This window comes from Aeromicrobium tamlense (assembly GCF_013408555.1).
Taxonomy (GTDB): domain Bacteria; phylum Actinomycetota; class Actinomycetes; order Propionibacteriales; family Nocardioidaceae; genus Aeromicrobium; species Aeromicrobium tamlense.
Genome location: NZ_JACBZN010000001.1, coordinates 984774 through 1002579 on the forward strand (window position 1 = coordinate 984774; position 17806 = coordinate 1002579).

General features: G+C 72.1%; 18 protein-coding genes. 11 read left to right on the forward strand and 7 right to left on the reverse strand.

Going from position 1 to position 17806, the window contains the following annotated elements; translation table 11 throughout:
- Positions 1–48: 48 nt before the first annotated feature.
- Positions 49–1791, reverse strand: a complete 1743-nt coding sequence (locus BJ975_RS04945) for an AMP-dependent synthetase/ligase (RefSeq protein WP_317628323.1) — start codon at positions 1789–1791, stop codon at positions 49–51.
- Positions 1792–1863: 72 nt separating this feature from the next.
- Between BJ975_RS04945 and BJ975_RS04950 the strand changes: the two genes are divergently transcribed.
- A complete protein-coding gene (locus BJ975_RS04950) occupies positions 1864–2313 on the forward strand; it encodes an SRPBCC family protein (protein WP_179424083.1) in 450 nt (149 codons plus the stop codon).
- Positions 2306–3343: an ROK family glucokinase gene (locus BJ975_RS04955; RefSeq protein WP_179424084.1), complete on the forward strand. Its 1038-nt coding sequence runs from the start codon at positions 2306–2308 to the stop codon at positions 3341–3343. The genes BJ975_RS04950 and BJ975_RS04955 overlap by 8 nt, the downstream gene beginning before the upstream one ends.
- On the opposite strand, the gene BJ975_RS04960 is transcribed toward BJ975_RS04955, so the two are convergent.
- Together BJ975_RS04960 and BJ975_RS04965 are read right to left on the reverse strand one after the other, a co-directional pair.
- Entirely contained in the window at positions 3246–3668 is a 423-nt protein-coding gene (locus BJ975_RS04960; RefSeq protein WP_179424085.1) for a hypothetical protein, read from the reverse strand. The genes BJ975_RS04955 and BJ975_RS04960 overlap by 98 nt on opposite strands.
- Before the next feature lie 28 nt (positions 3669–3696).
- Positions 3697–4476: an alpha/beta hydrolase gene (locus BJ975_RS04965; RefSeq protein ID WP_179424086.1), complete on the reverse strand. Its 780-nt coding sequence runs from the start codon at positions 4474–4476 to the stop codon at positions 3697–3699.
- Positions 4477–4492: 16 nt separating this feature from the next.
- On the opposite strand from BJ975_RS04965, the gene BJ975_RS04970 reads away from it, so the two are divergent.
- Positions 4493–5284, forward strand: coding sequence for a lysophospholipid acyltransferase family protein (locus BJ975_RS04970; protein ID WP_179424087.1), 792 nt, complete (start codon positions 4493–4495; stop codon positions 5282–5284).
- 64 nt (positions 5285–5348) lie between these two features.
- Positions 5349–6686, forward strand: a complete 1338-nt coding sequence (locus BJ975_RS04975) for a class II 3-deoxy-7-phosphoheptulonate synthase (RefSeq protein ID WP_395487640.1) — start codon at positions 5349–5351, stop codon at positions 6684–6686.
- Between the two features lie 32 nt (positions 6687–6718).
- Here the strand turns inward: BJ975_RS04975 and pknB are convergent, their stop codons facing one another.
- Positions 6719–8695: a Stk1 family PASTA domain-containing Ser/Thr kinase gene (gene pknB / locus BJ975_RS04980; protein ID WP_179424089.1), complete on the reverse strand. Its 1977-nt coding sequence runs from the start codon at positions 8693–8695 to the stop codon at positions 6719–6721.
- A 62-nt stretch (positions 8696–8757) separates the two neighbouring features.
- Positions 8758–9786 carry a polyprenyl synthetase family protein gene (locus tag BJ975_RS04985; protein WP_179424090.1) on the reverse strand — a complete coding sequence of 343 codons (1029 nt, stop codon included), beginning with the start codon at positions 9784–9786 and terminating at the stop codon, positions 8758–8760.
- Positions 9787–9810: 24 nt separating this feature from the next.
- Here BJ975_RS04985 and metF point away from each other — a divergent pair, with 24 nt between their 5' ends.
- On the forward strand, positions 9811–10719 hold the full coding sequence (metF, locus tag BJ975_RS04990) for a methylenetetrahydrofolate reductase [NAD(P)H] (RefSeq protein ID WP_179424091.1): 909 nt from the start codon (positions 9811–9813) through the stop codon (positions 10717–10719).
- An 87-nt stretch (positions 10720–10806) separates the two neighbouring features.
- On the opposite strand, the gene BJ975_RS04995 is transcribed toward metF, so the two are convergent.
- Together BJ975_RS04995 and BJ975_RS05000 are read right to left on the reverse strand one after the other, a co-directional pair.
- On the reverse strand, positions 10807–11982 hold the full coding sequence (locus BJ975_RS04995) for an FAD-dependent oxidoreductase (RefSeq protein WP_179424092.1): 1176 nt from the start codon (positions 11980–11982) through the stop codon (positions 10807–10809).
- A 2-nt stretch (positions 11983–11984) separates the two neighbouring features.
- Positions 11985–12560: a DUF4126 domain-containing protein gene (locus BJ975_RS05000; RefSeq protein WP_179424093.1), complete on the reverse strand. Its 576-nt coding sequence runs from the start codon at positions 12558–12560 to the stop codon at positions 11985–11987.
- Between the two features lie 54 nt (positions 12561–12614).
- On the opposite strand from BJ975_RS05000, the gene BJ975_RS05005 reads away from it, so the two are divergent.
- The 6 genes from BJ975_RS05005 to BJ975_RS05030 all read left to right on the forward strand — a co-directional run bounded on the left by BJ975_RS05005 (position 12615) and on the right by BJ975_RS05030 (position 17789).
- The gene (locus BJ975_RS05005; protein WP_179424094.1) at positions 12615–13364 is read left to right on the forward strand and encodes a class I SAM-dependent methyltransferase; all 750 of its coding nucleotides are present in this window, start codon (positions 12615–12617) and stop codon (positions 13362–13364) included.
- A gap of 13 nt (positions 13365–13377) precedes the next feature.
- The gene (locus tag BJ975_RS05010; RefSeq protein WP_179424095.1) at positions 13378–13758 is read left to right on the forward strand and encodes a DUF3040 domain-containing protein; all 381 of its coding nucleotides are present in this window, start codon (positions 13378–13380) and stop codon (positions 13756–13758) included.
- Positions 13759–14041: 283 nt separating this feature from the next.
- Positions 14042–14494 carry a division/cell wall cluster transcriptional repressor MraZ gene (gene mraZ, locus BJ975_RS05015; RefSeq protein ID WP_179424096.1) on the forward strand — a complete coding sequence of 151 codons (453 nt, stop codon included), beginning with the start codon at positions 14042–14044 and terminating at the stop codon, positions 14492–14494.
- 121 nt (positions 14495–14615) lie between these two features.
- Positions 14616–15563, forward strand: a complete 948-nt coding sequence (gene rsmH, locus BJ975_RS05020; protein WP_179424097.1) for a 16S rRNA (cytosine(1402)-N(4))-methyltransferase RsmH — start codon at positions 14616–14618, stop codon at positions 15561–15563.
- Between the two features lie 22 nt (positions 15564–15585).
- Complete coding sequence (locus tag BJ975_RS05025; protein ID WP_179424098.1) at positions 15586–16047, forward strand: hypothetical protein; 462 nt, start codon at positions 15586–15588, stop codon at positions 16045–16047.
- Positions 16047–17789: a peptidoglycan D,D-transpeptidase FtsI family protein gene (locus BJ975_RS05030; protein WP_179424099.1), complete on the forward strand. Its 1743-nt coding sequence runs from the start codon at positions 16047–16049 to the stop codon at positions 17787–17789. The genes BJ975_RS05025 and BJ975_RS05030 overlap by 1 nt, the downstream gene beginning before the upstream one ends.
- The last annotated feature ends 17 nt before the right edge of the window (positions 17790–17806 follow it).

The following is a 17806-nucleotide window of genomic DNA, read 5'->3' on the forward strand; positions in this document are numbered from 1 at the left end:
CAGAACGGCCCCCGGCGATGCCGGGGGCCGTTCTCGTGCTCGGGGTGATCAGCGCACGTAGAGCGCCTCGATCGTGTCGTGCAGGTCGCGCACCACCATGTGGCGCTTCACCTTGAACGAGGGCGTCAGGTAGCCGTTCTCCTCGGTCCAGTCGTCCTCGACGATCACGAACTTGCGGATCGCCTCGGCGCGCGAGACCTGCGCGTTGGCGTCGTCGATCGCCTTCTGGACCTCGGCGAGCAGCTCGGGGTCGTCCAGGTCGCCCTCCCACGCCTCGGTGTCGATCGTGACGAGTGCGGCGACGAAGGGCTTGGCCTCGCCGACGACCAGGCACTGGCTGACCAGCGGGTGCGCGCGGACGCGGTCCTCGAGGATCGCGGGGGAGACGTTCTTGCCGCCCGCGGTGACGATGAGCTCCTTCTTGCGGCCCGTGATGCGGACGAACCCGTCCTCGGTGACCTCGCCCAGGTCGCCGGTGGAGAACCAGCCGTCCTCGGTGAGCACGTCGCGCGTGGCGCCCTCGGCGTTCCAGTAGCCCTGGAACACCTGCGGGCCGCGGAACTGCAGCTCGCCGTCGTCGCCGGTGCGGACCTCGACGCCCGGCAGGGGCGGGCCGACGGTGCCGATGCGCTGGGCGCCGGGGTGGTTCACGGTGAGGGCCGCGGTGGTCTCGGTGAGGCCGTAGCCCTCGAACACGTTGAGGCCGACGCCGCGGTAGAAGTGGCCGAGACGGTCGCCGAGGGGCGCGCCGCCGGAGATCGCGTGCGTGGCGCGACCGCCCAGGGCGTCGCGCAGCTTGCCGTAGACGAGCTTGCTGTAGAGCCCGTGCTTGGCCCGCAGCGCGAGCGACGCCTTGCCGGACTCGGTGGCGCGGCTGTAGGCGATGGCGGTGCGGACGGCCGCGTCGAAGATCTTGCCCTTGCCCTCGGCGTACGCCTTCGTGCTGGCGCTGTTGAAGACCTTCTCGAACACGCGCGGGACGGCGAGCACGAACGTGGGCTTGAACTGGCCCAGGTGCTCGACGAGGTTGGCGATGTCGGCGGTGTGGCCCAGCACCGAGCCGTAGCGGATCGCGCCGACCTGGACGATGCGCGCGAACACGTGCGCGAGCGGCAGGAACAGCAGGGTGGCCGCGTCGTCGGGGGCGAACATCACCTCGAGGCGCTCGTTGGCGCCCCACAGCTCGGCGCGGAAGTTGGCGTGCGTGAGCTCGCAGCCCTTGGGGCGGCCGGTGGTGCCGGACGTGTAGATCAGCGTCGCGAGGTCACCCTCGACCACGGCGGCGCGGCGGGCCTCGAGCGTCTCGTCGTCGATCGCGGCGCCCTCGGCGGCGAGCAGCGTCAGCACGTCCTCGATGGGACGGCTGGAGGCGAGCTCGGGCGCCTCGGGTCGGGCCTCGTCGATGCGGGCGCGGTGCTCGTCGTTCTCGTAGAAGATGTGGGTCGCGCCGGAGTCGGCGAGGATCCAGGCGATCTGCGGCGCGGACGAGGTCTCGTAGATCGGCACGGTGACGGCGCCGATCCACCAGTTGGCGTAGTCGAGGACGGTCCACTCGTAGCGCGTCTTGGCCAGCAGTGCCACGCGGTCGCCGTGGCCGACGCCACCGGCCAGCAGGCCCTTGGCCGCCGCGGTCACCTGCTCGTGGAACTGGCCCAGCGTGACGTCGATCCACTCGCCGTCGACGACGCGGCGCAGCGACACGCGGTCGCGCTGGGCGTCGAGGCGGTCCAGGACGTCGAGGCTCAGGGTGCCCCAGGAGGCAGGGACGGGGTTCGAATTCTCCGTGGTCACAGACAGCACCGTACCGTCCCGCCACGCGGTGCCTCTGCGCCGATAGGCTGGTCGCCAGTCGAGGAGGTGGACATGGCGCGCACGGTCAGCGACATCGTGATCGAGGCTCCGGCCGGGGATGTGATGTCGGTCATCGCCGCGTTCGACGACTACCCCGATTGGGCCACCGGAATGCGCGAGGTCACGGTGCTTGCCACCGACGCCGCGGGGCGTCCGCTCGATGTCCGCTTCGTGGTGGACTCCGCCCCCATCCGCGACACGTTCACGCTGCGCTACGACTGGCGCGACGAGCGGCTCGTCACGTGGAGCCTGGTGCCCGCCGACGAGACGATGCTGTCGGGCATGGACGGCTCCTACTCGCTGGACTCGGTGGCCGACGACAAGACCCGCGTCACCTACCAGCTGGCGGTCGACCTGAAGCTGCCGCTGCTGGGCATGCTCAAGCGCAAGGCGGAGAAGGTCATCGTCGACACGGCGCTCAAGGGACTCAAGCGCCGCGTCGAGGGCCACGCCGGTGGCTGAGCGCCTCGCCGTCGGGATCGACGTCGGCGGCACGAAGATCGCCGGGGGCGTCGTCGACGAGGACGGCCGGATCCTGGCGCGGTCGCGTCGCGCCACTCCCAGCACCGACCCGTCCGCCGTGCTCGACGCGATCGCCGACCTGGTCGAGGAGTTCCGCGACCAGTACGTCGTCCGCGCCGTCGGCGTGGGCGCGGCCGGCTACGTCGACGTCACGGGCTCCACCGTCGTGTTCTCGCCGCACCTGGCGTGGCGCAACGAGCCGCTGCGCGACGCGGTGGTCCGCCGCACGGGCCTGCCGGTCCTGGTGGACAACGACGCGAACGCCGCCGGCTGGGCCGAGTGGCGCTTCGGCGCGGCGCAGAACCTGCCCGACGTCGTCCTGGTGAACCTCGGCACGGGCATCGGCGGCGCGATGGTGCTCGACGGCAAGCTCTACCGCGGCCACTCCGGCATGGCCGGCGAGTTCGGCCACCAGCGGGTCGTCGACGACGGCCGCCCCTGCGAGTGCGGCAACCGGGGGTGCTGGGAGCAGTACGCCAGTGGCCGTGTCCTCGAGCGCCGGGCGCAGGCCGCGGTGGCCGAGGGATCGGACATCGGCCGGGCCCTGGTCGAGGCGGCCGGGGGAGCCGACCGCGTCGACGGCGCCACGGTCGGACGCCTGTCGGCCGACGGCCACGAGGAGGCCCAGGCCTGGGTCGGCGACGTCGGCCGCTGGCTGGGCATCGGGCTGGCCAACCTGGCGGCCTCGCTGGACCCCGCGATCTTCGTCATCGGCGGCGGGGTCAGCCAGACGGGCGAGACGCTGCTGCGGCCGGCCCGGTTCGCCTTCCACGACCACCTGACGGGACGCGGCTACCGTTCCGAGGCGCGCATCGTCGCGGCCCACCTGGGCAACGACGCCGGCCTCGTCGGGGCGGCCGACCTCGCCCGGCTCAGAGCGCGGCGCCGTCGTCCGGCCAGTCCGGGTTACTCGGTCCGCGGTCCGGCAGTCGCGCGATCAGGTAGGCGACGGCGCAGACCGCGGCGATGACCACGGCCGCCACCAGCACGGGCGGCGGGGTCAGGTCGGCGAGGCGCGCCAGGATCAGCAGTGCCGGGCCGCCGATGATGACGAGCCAGGCCGTCTTGGTGCGCTTGTCGGTGGGCAGGTCCGCCGGACCGACGTCGCGGTAGAACTGGTCGTCCTGCTCCTCGGGCTCGGCGGCGCGCCGCCGCTCGTCCTCGAGCTCCTCGCGCTCGCGGGCCGCGGCGGCCCGCGCGGCCGAGCGGTCGAAGTCGTCGAGTCCGCTGAGGTCGAGCTCGAGGCCTTCGACGATCCGGTCGAAGTCGTCGCGCGGTGATGCGGGGTCGGTCATGGCGACCTCCTCGGGACGGTGGAGCGGCTCACGCGCCGGGCGCGTGGTCGGCGATGAACTGTGCCGACCTCTCCATGATGAACTCCGCATCGTGATCGAGCGTCGCGACGTGGAAGCTGTCGTTCAGCTCGACCAGCTCGCGCTCGCCGGAGGAGACGCCCTCCATGACCAGGCCGACGGTGGTCTCGTCGACCACGTGGTCGTCGGTGGACCGGAACACCAGCAGGGGAGCGGTGACGCGGTCGAGGTTCTCGCGCACGTCGCGCCACAGCTGCAGCTGCGAGGCGAGCGCCTTCAGCGGCGTGCGGCTGTAGGCGATCTCGTCCTGGCCCGGCTTCTTGATGTCGTTGGACACGCCGCCGATCGACGGCAGCACGCGGCTCAGCAGGGGCACCAGCTTGAGGTCGAGACGCTTGAGCGCGATCGCGGGGTTCACCAGCACGAGCGCGTCGACCTCGTCGGGTCGCTGCTCGGCCAGCCGCAGCGCCAGCGCGCCACCCATCGACAGCCCGCACACCGCCACCCAGTCGCACTGCTCGCGCAGGTCGGTCAGCGCGGTGTCGACCTCGCCGTACCAGTCACGCCACGTCGTCGTGTTCATCTCCTGCCACGTGGTGCCGTGCCCGGGCAGCCGCGGCACCGACACCGTGTGTCCGGCCTCGGCCAGCAGCCGGCCCCACGGCGTCATCGAGGCGGGCGAGCCGGTGAAGCCGTGGCTCAGCAGGACGCCCACACGGCCGCCGGGGGAGAAGAACGCTTCGGCACCGGGACGGACGGGTGACGTGCCGGGGGCGAGGGACTCGGACATGACGCCATGGTGCCCCATGTCACGTCCGGTCGGACAGCGGCGCGGTAATGTCTCGTGCGTGTTCTACTGGTTCCTCAAGTTCCTGGCTCTGGGTCCGGTGCTCAAGCTGATCTTCAGGCCGTGGGCCGAGGGCACCGAGAACGTCCCGCGCGAGGGCGCGGTGATCCTGGCCAGCAACCACCTGTCGTACAGCGACTGGCTGTTCATGCCGCTGGTGATCCCGCGCCGCGTCACCTTCGTGGCCAAGGCCGAGTACTTCGAGGGCACCGGTCTCAAGGGCTTCCTGCAGCGCTCCTTCTTCTCCGGCTCGGGCCAGGTCCCGATCGACCGCAGCAGCGGCAGCGCCGCCGCCGGCGCGATCCGCACCCAGCTGCGCCTGCTCGCCGAGGGCGAGGTCTGCGGCATCTACCCCGAGGGCACCCGGTCGCACGACGGCAAGCTCTACCGCGGCCGCACCGGCGTGGCCCGCCTCGCCCTCGAGGCCAAGGTCCCGGTCATCCCCGTCGCCGTCATCAACACCGACGTCGTCGCGCCTCCCGGGAAGATCGTGGGGCGCTACGCCCGGCCCGGGGTGCGCTTCGGCAAGCCGCTGGACTTCAGCCGCTACGAGGGCATGCAGGACGACCGCTACATCCTGCGCGCGATCACCGACGAGATCCTCTACGAGATCATGAACCTCTCGGGCCAGGAGTACGTCGACCTCTACGCGCCCGACGCGAAGAAGCGCGACAAGGAGCTGGAGCGCCAGGCCGCCAAGGAGCGCGACCGCGCCGAGGCCGACGAGGTCTGGGAGGAGATCGCCGAGTAGGGCTGTCCCGTCCTGCATGCGGACGTCGTCGGGGGCGCGGGAACCGGTCGCGTATCCTTTCTTGGTGAGCATTCCCAGCCTTGAAGAACTGCGTGCGATCGGTGCTGCGCAGCAGCCCACGTACCCCGATCTCGATGCGCGCGACGCCGCCGTCGAGAAGCTGCGGAAGATGCCCCCGCTGGTCTTCGCGGGCGAGTGCGACTCGCTGCGCGACAAGATGGCGGCCGTGGCACGCGGCGAGGCCTTTCTGCTCCAGGGCGGCGACTGCGCCGAGACGTTCGAGGGCGTCACCGCCGAGAACGTGCGCAACAAGCTGCGCGTGCTGCTGTCGATGGCCGTCGTCCTGACCTACGCCGCGAGCGTCCCGGTCGTGAAGGTCGGCCGCCTGGCCGGCCAGTACGCCAAGCCGCGCTCGAGCGACACCGAGACGCGCGACGGCGTCACGCTGCCGGCCTACCGCGGCGACGCGGTCAACGGGTTCGACTTCACCCCCGAGGCGCGTCACCCCGATCCGCAGCGCCTGCTCGACGTCTACCACGCCTCGAGCGCCACGCTGAACCTCGCGCGCGCCTTCACCACCGGCGGCTACGCCGACCTGCGCCAGATGCACTCGTGGAACACGGACTTCGTGCGCAACAGCCCCGTGCGCGAGCGCTACGAGCGCATCGGCGACGAGATCGACCGCGCCCTGGCCTTCATGGAGGCCATCGGCGCCGATCCCGACGAGCTGCACACCGTGGACTTCTACTCCTCCCACGAGGCCCTCGTGCTGGAGTACGAGCACGCGCTGACGCGCATCGACTCGCGCACCGACCGCCCGTACGACGTCTCGGGCCACTTCGTGTGGATCGGCGAGCGCACGCGCCAGCTGGACGGCGCCCACGTCGAGCTGCTGAGCCGCATCGCCAACCCGATCGGCGTGAAGCTCGGTCCCACCAGCACGGCCGACGACGCGCTCGCGCTCTACGAGAAGCTCAACCCCGACCACGTGCCGGGCAAGATCACGTTCATCACCCGCTTCGGCGCCGAGAAGATCCGTGACCTGCTGCCCACGCTCGTGGAGAAGGTCACGGCCGCGGGCGCGCAGGTCGCGTGGGTCACCGATCCCATGCACGGCAACACGTTCGCCACCGACAACGGCTACAAGACGCGTGAGTTCGACGCCGTCATCGACGAGGTCCGGGGCTTCTTCGAGGTCCACCGCGCCCTCGGCACGTGGCCCGGCGGCCTGCACGTCGAGCTCACCGGCGACGACGTCACCGAGTGCCTCGGCGGCGGCATGCGCCTGTCGGCCCAGGACCTGGAGCACCGCTACGAGACGCTGTGCGACCCGCGCCTGAACCGGGCGCAGTCGCTGGAGCTGGCCTTCCTCGTCGCCGAGATGCTCGCCGGCCGCTCCTGATTCCTCTCCTGACCTCGCGCCCCGGCGCGAGGTCAGGAGAGGAACACGGTGACGGTCGAGCCGGGCTTGACCTTCTTGCCCACGGTCGTCATCTGGTACTGGACGCGGGCGTCGTCGCCCGAGAACGGGTTCTTCGCGGCGTTCAGCTTCAGGCCGAGCGCGGTGACGGCCGCGCGGGCCTCGTCCTCGGTCATGCCGCGCAGGTCGGGCACCGCGACGAGCTCGGGTCCCTTGGAGACCGTGAGCGCAATCGTGTCGCCGCGCACCCCAGTGCCTGCCGACGGGGTCTGCGAGATGACCACGCCCTTCTTGACGCTGTCGCTGAACTGCTCGACCTCGCGGACGACGAAGCCGGCGTCCTCGAGGGCGGCGGAGGCGTCGTCGGCCGCCTGGCCGGTGTAGTCGGTGATCGTGATGGGCTTGGGGCCCTTGCTGACGACGAGGTCGACGGCGGTGTCGCGCTTCACCTGGTCGCCGACCTTGTGGCTCGAGGACTTGATGATCCCGTCGGTGGGGACCTTGTCGCTGAAGGCCTGGGTGACCTCGCCGACGCGCAGGTTCAGCGAGCCCAGGATGGTCTCGGCCTCGGACACGGAGCGGCCCTGGATGTTCGGGATCTCGTAGCGCTCCTTGCCCTTGCTGACGACGAGCGTGATGACGTCGTCGGGCAGGGCACGCGACCCGGCGTCGGGGTCCGACGAGACCACGGCGCCCTTCTCGACGACCTCGGAGAAGGCGGGCTCGCCCAGCTCGGTGGTGAAGCCGGCGGCCTCGGCGGTCTTGACGGCCTCGGCCTGGTCGAGCGAGACGAGGTTCGGCACGGTCTCGTAGCGGCCGATCGCCAGGTACCAGCCGAGCAGGGCGGTGGCGGCCAGCGCGGCGAGCGCCACGAGGAGCAGGACCGGACCGCGACGACGCCGGCCCGCCGGGGCGGGCTCGGCCTCGGAAGGACGGTCGACCGCGGCAGGCGCGACCGGACCGCCGAACGTGGTGGTGGGCTCGGTGACGGCGGTGGTGGGCTGGTCCTGGCCGACGTCCCACAGCGAGGTGACCGGCGCGGTCATCTCGACGTCCGCGGGTGGGCCGTCGAGGACGGGCGCGACGACCGGCGTGGGCCCCGAGCCCGGGAGCAGGTCCTGCGTCAGCTCGGGATCGTCGGCGAGACCGGCGGCCAGGGCGCGCTGGACCTGGCGCAGCTGGTGCAGCAGGACGCGGGCGTCGGGGGAGCGGCGCTCGCGGTCGCGCGTCATGGCGCGACGCACCAGAGCGTCGAGGTAGGGCGGGATGCCCGGCTGCAGCGTGGAGGGCGGCGCGACGTCCTCGTTGACGTGCTGGTGGGCTACGGCCAGCGGCGAGTCGCCCGTGTGGGGCTTGGAGCCCGTGAGCATCTCGAAGAGCATCGCGCCGCACGCGTAGACGTCGGTGCGGGCGTCGGCGCCCTGGTGGGTGATGACCTCGGGCGCCAGGTAGGACACGGTGCCGACGAGGACGCCGTCGAAGGTCGAGTCGTTGGAGATCGCGCGGGCCAGCCCGAAGTCGGCCAGCTTGACCTCGCCGGTGGTGGAGATCAGCACGTTCTCGGGCTTGATGTCGCGGTGGATCAGGCCGGCGTCGTGGGCCGCCGAGAGCGCCATCAGCACGGGCTCGAGGTAGGACAGCGCCCGCCGTGGCGCCATCGGCGCCTCCTCGCGCAGCACGTCGCGCAGGGTGCGACCCGGGACGTACTCCATGACGAGGTAGATCGTCTCGCCGTCGACACCCTGGTCGTAGACCGAGACGATGCCGCGGTGGTTGAGCTTCGCCGCCGACTGGGCCTCGCGCACGAACCGCTCGGGGGTGTCCTCGAGGTCGGTGTCGGGGTGCATGATCTTGACCGCGACGATCCGGTCGAGCCGCAGATCGGTGGCGCGGAAGACGCTCGCCATGCCGCCCCGGGCGATGCGCTCATGGATCACGTAACGCTGGTCGAGCGTGCGCCCGACCAGTGCGTCGTCGTCCGTGACCGTCATGCTCGCCTCCTGGGACACCTCGATTCTAAGGGCTGGGCCCCCAGCACCCGTGCTCCCTCGGATCAGCGGACGCGTCGGATGGCCGCGTCGACCAGCGGCTCGAGCACCGGACCGGCCGACGGGCCGATCCGGGCGATGGCGCGCAGCGACTGCTCGACGAGCCGGTCGATGTCGGCCTCGACCTGCTCGAGGGCCCCGCTGGACTCGATGAGGTCGTGCAGCTCGGCGACGCCCTCCTGGGTGCCGAGGAGCGCCAGGACGCGCTCGTGGCCGACCGCGTCAGCGGTGCGGGCGACCAGGACGGTGCGCTTGCCCTCGCGCAGGTCGTCGCCGATCGGCTTGCCGGTGTCGGCCGGGTCGCCGAAGACGCCCAGGACGTCGTCGCGCAGCTGGAATGCCTCGCCGAGCGGCAGCGCGACCTCGGTCAGCCGGCCCAGCAGGTCATCGTCGCCGCCGGCCAGCGCCGCGCCCACGTGGAGGGGCCGCTCGATCGTGTACTTGGCGGACTTGAAGCGGATCACGTGCATCGCGCTGGCGACGTCGAGCCGGTCGCGGGTCTGCGCGAGGACGTCGAGGAACTGGCCCGAGACGACCTCGGACTTGCACGCGTCCCACAGTCGCGCGGCGCGGGCGTCGGGCTCGGCTCGACGCAGCTGCTCGTCGGCCCACGACAGCATGAGGTCGCCGACGAGGATCGCCACGCGGGCCCCGTACTCGTGGGCCTCGCCGTGACCGCCGGCCGCGACGTGCCGCGCCTCGAAGTCGCGGTGCACGCTGGGGCGGCCGCGCCGGGTGTCGGAGCCGTCCATCAAGTCGTCGTGGACCAGCGCGCTGCCCTGGAGCCACTCGAACGCCGCGCCCGCCGCGGCGATGCGCTCGTCCGAGGGGGCGCCGCCGGCGAGGAGCCAGCCGGCGTGGCAGAAGGTGGGCCGGAGCAGCTTGCCACCGGCGGTGAAGTCGACGGCGGCGTCGACGAGGTCGCCCACCGCGGGATCGAGATCGGTCAGCAGTCGCCGCTGCTCGCCGACGAAGGAGTCCAGCTGTCGAGCGACAGCTGTCCGAAAGGTGGAATCGGCTGCCGGGCTGTTCACGTCCGTGACGATACCGTTGGGACCATGCCCGCTTCCCCCGACGCCGCGTCCCACGACCCGATCCTGCAGGCGCTCGCCTCGGACCGGCCGGCCGTGTCGTTCGAGTTCTTCCCGCCGAAGGACGACGAGGGCGAGGCGCAGCTGTGGCGCACGATCGACGACCTCTCGCCGCTCGAGCCGACGTTCGTCTCGGTCACCTACGGCGCCGGCGGCACCAGCCAGGACCGCACCGTGCGGATCACCGAGCGGATCGCCCGCGAGGCGTCGATGCCGCCCGTCGGTCACCTCACGCTCGTGGGGCAGAGCCGCGGCGAGATCGAGACGGTGCTCAAGCAGTACGTCGCGGCGGGCGTCCAGCACGTGCTGGCCCTGCGCGGCGATCCGGCCGGAGGCCCGCGCGCTCCGTGGGAGCCGCACCCCGACGGCATGAGCCACGCGATCGAGCTGGTCGACCTCGTGCGCGAGGTAGGCGGGCTCTCCGTCGGCGTGGCGGCGTTCCCCGAGGGTCACCCCGACTGTGGCGGCCTCGACGAGGACGCCGACGTGCTCGTGGCCAAGTCGCGCGCCGGCGCGTCCTTCGCGATCTCGCAGCTGTTCTTCCGCGCCGACGACTACTTCGGCCTCGTCCGCCGCGTGCGCGACCGCGGCTGCGACCTGCCGATCGTGCCGGGCATCATGCCGATCCTGAACTTCGGCCAGGTGGCCCGCATGGCCGAGCTCTCCGGCGCCGACATGCCGCGCGAGGTGCTCGACCAGATCGAGCCGATCGCCGACGACCGCGCCGCCGTGCGCGCCAAGGGCATCGAGCTGGCCACCCAGCTGTGCCGCGATCTGCTCGCCGGCGGCGCCCCCGGACTGCACTTCATGACGCTCAACCGCTCGCCCGCGACGCGCGAGATCTTCGAGCAGCTCCGCGCCGACGGCCTCGTCTGAGCCGACCGAGCGGGGTTTCCCGCCACGATGCGGGGGAAGTTCTCCCCGCAAGGTGACGGATTCCCCGGTTGACCGGGGAATCCTCGCCTAGCGCGGCACGGCGCCGAGGTGGGCCGCCAGGGCGGCGGTGCCCATGCCGGTGATCTCGAGGCCGGCGCCGGGCGCGGCCGCCGCGCCGACGAGCCACAGGCCCTCGCGCGGGCTGCGGGCCGGGAGGGGCAGGTCGGAGACGGCCGGGGGAGCGGGCACGCTCTCGCGCCATGTCACGTGGGGCCGCAGGTCGTGGCCGTGCCGGGCGAGCACCTCGAGCGGGTCCGTGCCGGTCGGCGCCTCGAGCACCCAGCCGTCGTCGCCCGAGCGCCAGCCGCGCACCACGTCGCGACCGTGCACGACGAGGTCGTCGGCCGCCACGGCCCCGTCGAGCCGCACGGCGGTGAGGGTGCGCGCGCCGGAGGTCTCGGAGCCGGCGGCCCACACGACCAGGTCGGCCTCGCGCACGGATCCGTCGGCGAGCACGACGCCGTCGACGACACCGGAGGCCGCCGCGGGCTCGACCACCTCGACGCCGGTCTCGACGGTGACCCGTCGCTCACCGAGCCGCTTCAGCAGTGCGGCCGCGAGTCCGGCGCTGCCGCCGTCGAACCGCCACCGGCCGAAGTTGCGCTCGACGTAGTGCCAGACCGCCAGCACCGACGGGCCCGATTGGTCGACCCACCCGAGCTCGGCACCCACGCGACGCAGCCGTGCGTCGCGCACGGGACGGACCAGCCGCTCGAGGGAGACGTCCGCGAGCGGCACCTCCGGGGCGGGCGCGCCGAACGGGTGCGCCGCCTCGAACACGGTGCGGCGGACGGCGTCCCACGGGTCGGCGAGCTCGTCCACCCACGGTGACCAAAGGTCCGAGCCGAGCGCCGTGGTCACCGCGTCGTGCTGGGCGCCCCGGGTACCGAAGGGCAGGTCGAGCTCGAGGCCCCGGCCGGGCCAGCGGCCGGCCACGACGTGACGGCGCGGTCCCGCGGGGGAGATCGCGATGAGGGCGTCCATCGGTCGACCGGACTTGCGGAAGAGATCGCGGAAGACGCCGGGCAGGGTCACGCCGTCGGGCCCGGCGGCCCACCGGGCGCCGCCGATCGGGCGGCCGAGCAGCAGCCCGCCCGCCTCGCCGTCGCGCTCGAGCACGGTGACCTGATGCCGCAGCTTCGCCAGCCGGGCGGCGGCGGACAGTCCGGCGAAGCCGCTGCCGACGACGATGATCCGGGCCACGCTCAGCCCCTCCGCTCGCGCCGCCGGGCGCGGGAGCGCCTGATCGCGCGCCACAGCCACAGGAAGAGGGAGACGCCGAGGACCAGCGCGACCGCCGTGACGACGAGGGCGACCCACGGGTGCGCGAGCGCCAGCAGCACGACGGCCACGACGCTCAGGTCCTCGCCGGTGCTCAGCGCGGCGTTGGAGAACGGCTCGGGGGAGGTGTTCGCCGCCGCGCGCACGCCGGCCTTCACTCCGTGGGAGGCCAGCGCGGTGCCGCCGCCGAGCGCCGCGAGCAGCGCCGGGTCGAGCGTGCCGCCGTGCTCGGCCAGCTTCCACGCCACGACCGCGCCGATCGCCGGACGGACGACCGTGGAGACGCCGTCCCAGGCCGAGTCGAGCCACGGCACCTTGTCCACGACGAACTCGATCGCGAACATGCCCAGGCTCAGCCCGATGACCCACCAGTCGCCGAATCCGGCCGGCACCCACTCCGAGCCGCCGGCGCGCGCCACGATCCCGAGCACCGCCACGGTGGCCCAGGCGTTGACGCCGCTGGCCCATCCCGTGGCGAAGACGAGGGCCGCCAGATCCATGCCGCGACCGTACCGCGAGGCGCTGCGCCACCTCCCCTGTGGGAAGGTGACGTCATGGGTCCGATCCGTGGCGTGCTGGCGTGGCAGTCCGTGCTCGACGCGCTGGTGCAGGCCGGCGCGGCCCCTGACGGCTCCGGATCCCTCGACGTGCTCGACCTCGGTGGCGGCACCGGCTCGGACGCCGTGCGCGTCGCCGCGCTCGGTCATCGCGTCGTCGTGGTCGATCCCAGCCCTGACGCCCTGGCCGCCTCCGCCCGCCGCGCAGCCGAGGCCGGCGTCGAGGTCGAGGGCCGACTCGGCGACTCCGCCGACCTGGCGGAGCACGTCGCGGCCGCCAGTGTCGACGTCGTGATCTGTCACGGCGTGCTGGAGCACGTCGACGATCCCGGCCAGGCCGTGGCCGCGGCGCGCGAGGTGCTGCGCCCCGGCGGCTGGCTGAGCGTGATCGTCCCCGGCCGCGTCGCGGCGGTCGCGGCGCGAGCCGCGGCGGGCGACTTCGCCGGTGCCACCGCCCTCGTCGAGGCCGCTCCCGACGCCTCGTGGGACCTCGCAGGGCTCGGCCCGCGACGCTGGTTCGCCGAGGAGCTCGAGGACCTGCTCGTCGACCACGGACTGACCCCGGTCCTGAGCCAGGGCGTGCGGGCCCTGAGCGACGACGTGCCGGGGGTCGTGGTCGACGGATCGGCCGGTGCCCGCGAGGAGCTCTTCGCCCTCGAGCGCTCGATCCGCCGGATTCCGCAGTTCGCTGGACGTTCGGCTGGTTTGCAGACCATGGCCCGCCTAGAATCGACCTCACACCCCTGACCAAGGAGTCACCGTGCCACTGTCGGACGAAGAGGCCCGGCTGCTCGCCCAGTTGGAGCAGTCGCTGGCCGCAGAGGATCCCGAGTTCGCGTCCACGCTGCGCGGCTCCAAGTTGATCGCGCACAACCGTCGTGTCGCGGCCATCTGTGTCGTGGGCTTCCTCGCCGGCATCGCCATGCTGCTGGGCGGAGCCGTGTCCAAGATGACCTGGGTCGGCGCACTCGGCTTCGTCGCCATGGTGGCGGCCGCCTACTTCTTCGTCCGTGCCTGGCGACGCGGGATCAGCGGCGCCCAGGAGCCCAGCGGCCCCGCGCCCAGCTCGCCGAAGGGCTCCGGCTCGTTCGTCGAGCGCATGGAGGAGCGCTGGCAGCGCCGTCAGGACGACGGCATCTGATCGCTCCACCGCGCCCCACCGTCCACGAGACCCCGCCGATCGGCGGGGTCTTCGTCGTTCTCGCCCCCCTTCGCTCCACCAGCGGCTGAATTCCCCCCACTTCCCTCCACCGACCCGCCATCGCTGAGATGGCGGGCCTTTTGCGCTCTCGTCCCACGCGACACGCCTGACTCTTGACGAAATCAGGGTGGATGGTGGAGCGTTGTGGGTTAAGGTGGGGCGTAGTGGTGGAAACACCGGACTTCGACCTCGAGGGAGAGCGACGTGGAGCAGGGAGGACGCGATGGCCGCACCGGCATCGACGCACTTCTTCGGCACGTTCACGCCTCGCCTCGACGAGAAGGGCAGGCTCTTCTTGCCGGCGAAGTTCCGACCGCTGCTGACGGACGGCGTGGTGCTGACGCGTGGTCAGGAGCACTGCATCTACGGCTGGACGCCCGAGGCCTTCGACGAGTTCTCCGAGCGGGCGCGGCAGGCGTCGTTCACGAACCGACAGGCGCGCAACTTCATCCGCATGCTCTTCGGCGGTGCGGCGCACGAGACGCCGGACAAGCAGGGACGCGTGCCCGTGTCGCAGCTGCTGCGCGACTGGGCCGGCCTGGACCGCGACTGCACGGTCGTGGGCACGGGCGAGCGGTTCGAGATCTGGGACTCGGCGAAGTGGAACGACTTCTCCGACGAGCACGAGGAGGGCTTCGCCGACCTGTCGGAGGAGATCTTCCCCGGGATCTTCTGAGCACTCCCGCGGTGGGGCGCGATGCCCGCCTGAGGGGTTCTGACGTCACTTCCCCGGCGTCAGAACTCTGCAGGCGGGGATCGGGCCCCATCGGCGCGCCGTCGGTGACCGGGACGCTGGCATGAGCGCGCGGCACGTCCCGGTGATGCTGGACCGCGTCGTGTCGGAGTTCACCCCCGTCGTGGAGGGACGTGACCGGCCGGTCGTCGTCGACACCACGCTCGGACTGGGCGGGCACACCGAGGCGCTCCTGAACCGCTACCCGAGCCTGCACGTCATCGGCATCGATCGTGACCCCGAGGCCCTGCGCCGTGCGGGGGAGCGACTGGCTCCGTTCGGTGACCGCTTCGAGGCCGCGCACGCGGTCTACGACGAGATCGCCGAGGTCGTGCACGACTCGGGCCGCACGAGCGTCGACGGGGTCCTGTTCGACCTCGGCGTCTCCTCGATGCAGCTCGACCTGGCGGACCGCGGCTTCGCCTACGCGCAGGACGCGCCGCTGGACATGCGGATGAACTCCGAGGACGACCTCACGGCGGCCGGCGTGCTCAACACCTACGCCGAGGACGACCTGGCGCGGATCCTGCGCGAGTACGGCGAGGAGAAGTTCGCCCGCCGCATCGCCAGGGAGATCGTCGCCGAGCGCGAGCAGCGTCCGTTCGAGCGCAGCGAGCAGCTCGTCGAGCTGATCCGCCGCTGCATCCCGGCCCCGGCGCGGCGCACGGGCGGCAACCCCGCCAAGCGCACGTTCCAGGCGCTGCGGATCGAGGTCAACGACGAGCTCGGCGTCTACCGGCGGGCGCTGCCGGCGGCGCTGGACCTGCTCTCGGTCGGCGGGCGCGTCGTCGTCCTGTCGTACCACTCCCTGGAGGACCGGATCACCAAGCGCGTGTTCACCTCCGCCACCACGAGCACGGCTCCGCGGGACCTTCCCGTGGTGCCCGAGTCCATGCAGGCCCGCTTCCGCTCCCTGACCCGGGGAGCCGAGCTGGCCGGCGAGGACGAGATCACCGACAACCCCCGCGCGCGTTCGGTCCGGATGCGCGCTGTCGAACGGATCGCCGCATGAACGACGCCCAGCGAGAGACCCGATGAGCACCGCCACCTCCCCCCGTGCCCTCAGTCGCACGGCCGCCGCGCGATCGTCCGCGCTCGCGTCCGGCATCGCCGCGCGCGGTCGTGACGCGCGTGACGTCGGGCTGAAGCTGGTCGGCCCGGTCCGCGTCCGCGCGCGCCGGGCGCCCTTCGTCGTCGTCGTGCTGTCCGTCCTGGCCGCGGGCCTCGTCGGCCTGATCCTGCTGAGCACCGCCATGCAGGCCCAGTCGTTCAAGATCGACGACCTGCAGCAGCGCGCCACCCTCCTGCAGGCGCAGAAGGAGCAGCTCGCCGCCGAGGTGGACCGCATGCAGAGCCCGTCGGGCCTGGCCGACCGCGCCCTGAGCGAGGGCATGGTCCCCAACGCCAACCCCGTCTTCCTGCGCCTCGCCGACGGCAAGGTCATCGGCGAGCCGGTCCCGGCCGAGCCCGACACGAACGTCAGGAGGGCCGGCTGATGCCCGTCTCGGTCACCCGGAACCGGCTGCGGGTCCTCGTGGTCTGCGTGCTCGGCCTCTTCCTGCTCTTCGCCGGCCGCCTGTTCCAAATCCAGGCGGTCGACTCGAAGGCGTACGCGGCGATGGCCGTCGAGGCCGGCACGCGCAAGGCCGTCGTGCCCGCGCCCCGAGGCGACATCGTCGACCGCAACGGCGAGGAGCTGGTCACCAGCACCGACGGACTCACGATCACGGGCGATCCGTCGATGACGGCCGAGAAGGCCCCCGAGATCGCGCGCATCCTGCACGAGAAGCTCGGCGACGAGATCGACTACTTCGACACGATCCAGAAGCTGCGCACGCCGAAGTCGCGCTACGTCTTCCTCGCGAAGGACCTGCCGGCGTACGAGGCCCGCAAGGCGGTGAAGGCCGTCGCCGAGGCCGGCTACACCGGCGTGTTCACCGAGACGGAGAGCCTGCGCAGCTACCCGGGCGGCTCGCTCGCGGCGAACGTCCTGGGCATCACCGAGGAGAACGGCAAGGGCATCGCCGGCCTCGAGATGCAGTACGACCAGCAGCTCACCGGCAAGGACGGCTCGTCGACGTACGAGGTCTCCACGACCGGCCAGCGCATCCCGATGGCCGACTCCACGGTCGAGGAGATGGTGCCGGGCGCGAACGTCAACACCACGATCGACCGTGACCTGCAGTGGTACGCCGACCAGCGCCTGCGCGACGTCGTCAGCTCCGCCGGTGCCGACTACGGCCTGGCGATCACGATGGACGTCCGCACGTGCCAGATCGTGCAGCTCTCGCAGGCGCCCACGTTCAACCCCGACAGTCGCGCCGGCGTCAACGACGGCACGCTCGTCAACCGCGCGGTGTCGAACGTCTTCGAGCCCGGCTCGGTCATGAAGACGATCACCATGGCGGCGCTGGCCGACCAGGGCAAGGTCACCGCCGACACCAGGATCAAGGTGCCGTCGGGCATGGTCATCGACGGCTTCCCGATCGGCGACTACTGGCAGCACGGCGCGATCCGGCTGACGGCTGCGGGCGTCATCGCGAAGTCCTCGAACCTCGGCACGATCGTCGCGGCCGAGCAGATGTCGGACTCGACGTTCTACTCGTACCTGCGCAAGTTCGGCTTCGGCGCCCACAGCGGCATCGACCTGCCCGAGGAGTCGGTGGGCATCGTCTCCCCGGCGCGCGACTGGACGAAGGCCAAGCACGCCACGACCTCGTTCGGACAGGGCGTCTCGGTCAACGCGATCCAGATGATCCGCGCGGTCGGTGCGATCGCCAACGGCGGCGTCATGTGCACGCCGCGGGTCGTGGACTCGCTGACGAAGGCCGACGGCTCGGTCGAGAAGACCGATCCGGGCGAGTCGCGCCGGGTCGTCTCCCGCGAGGCCGCGTCCGAGGTCACCCGCATGATGGAGGCCGTCACGGCCGACGACGGCACGGCGCCCGCCGCGCAGATCGAGGGCTACCGCGTGGCCGGCAAGACCGGCACCGCCTGGCGCGTCAACCCCACCACCGGCAAGTACGTGCGGGGCCAGAACACGATCTCGTTCATGGGCTTCGCGCCGGCGGACAACCCGCGCTTCATCACCTACGTCGTGATCGACAAGCCCCCGCGCAACGCCGGTGGTGGCTCGATGGCCGGCCCGGTGTTCCACGACATCATGTCGATGGCCCTGGAGCGCTTCGGCGTGACGCCCACGGGCGCCAAGCCGCCCAAGATCAAGCAGGACTGGTAGCCGTCGTGCCGCCCGGT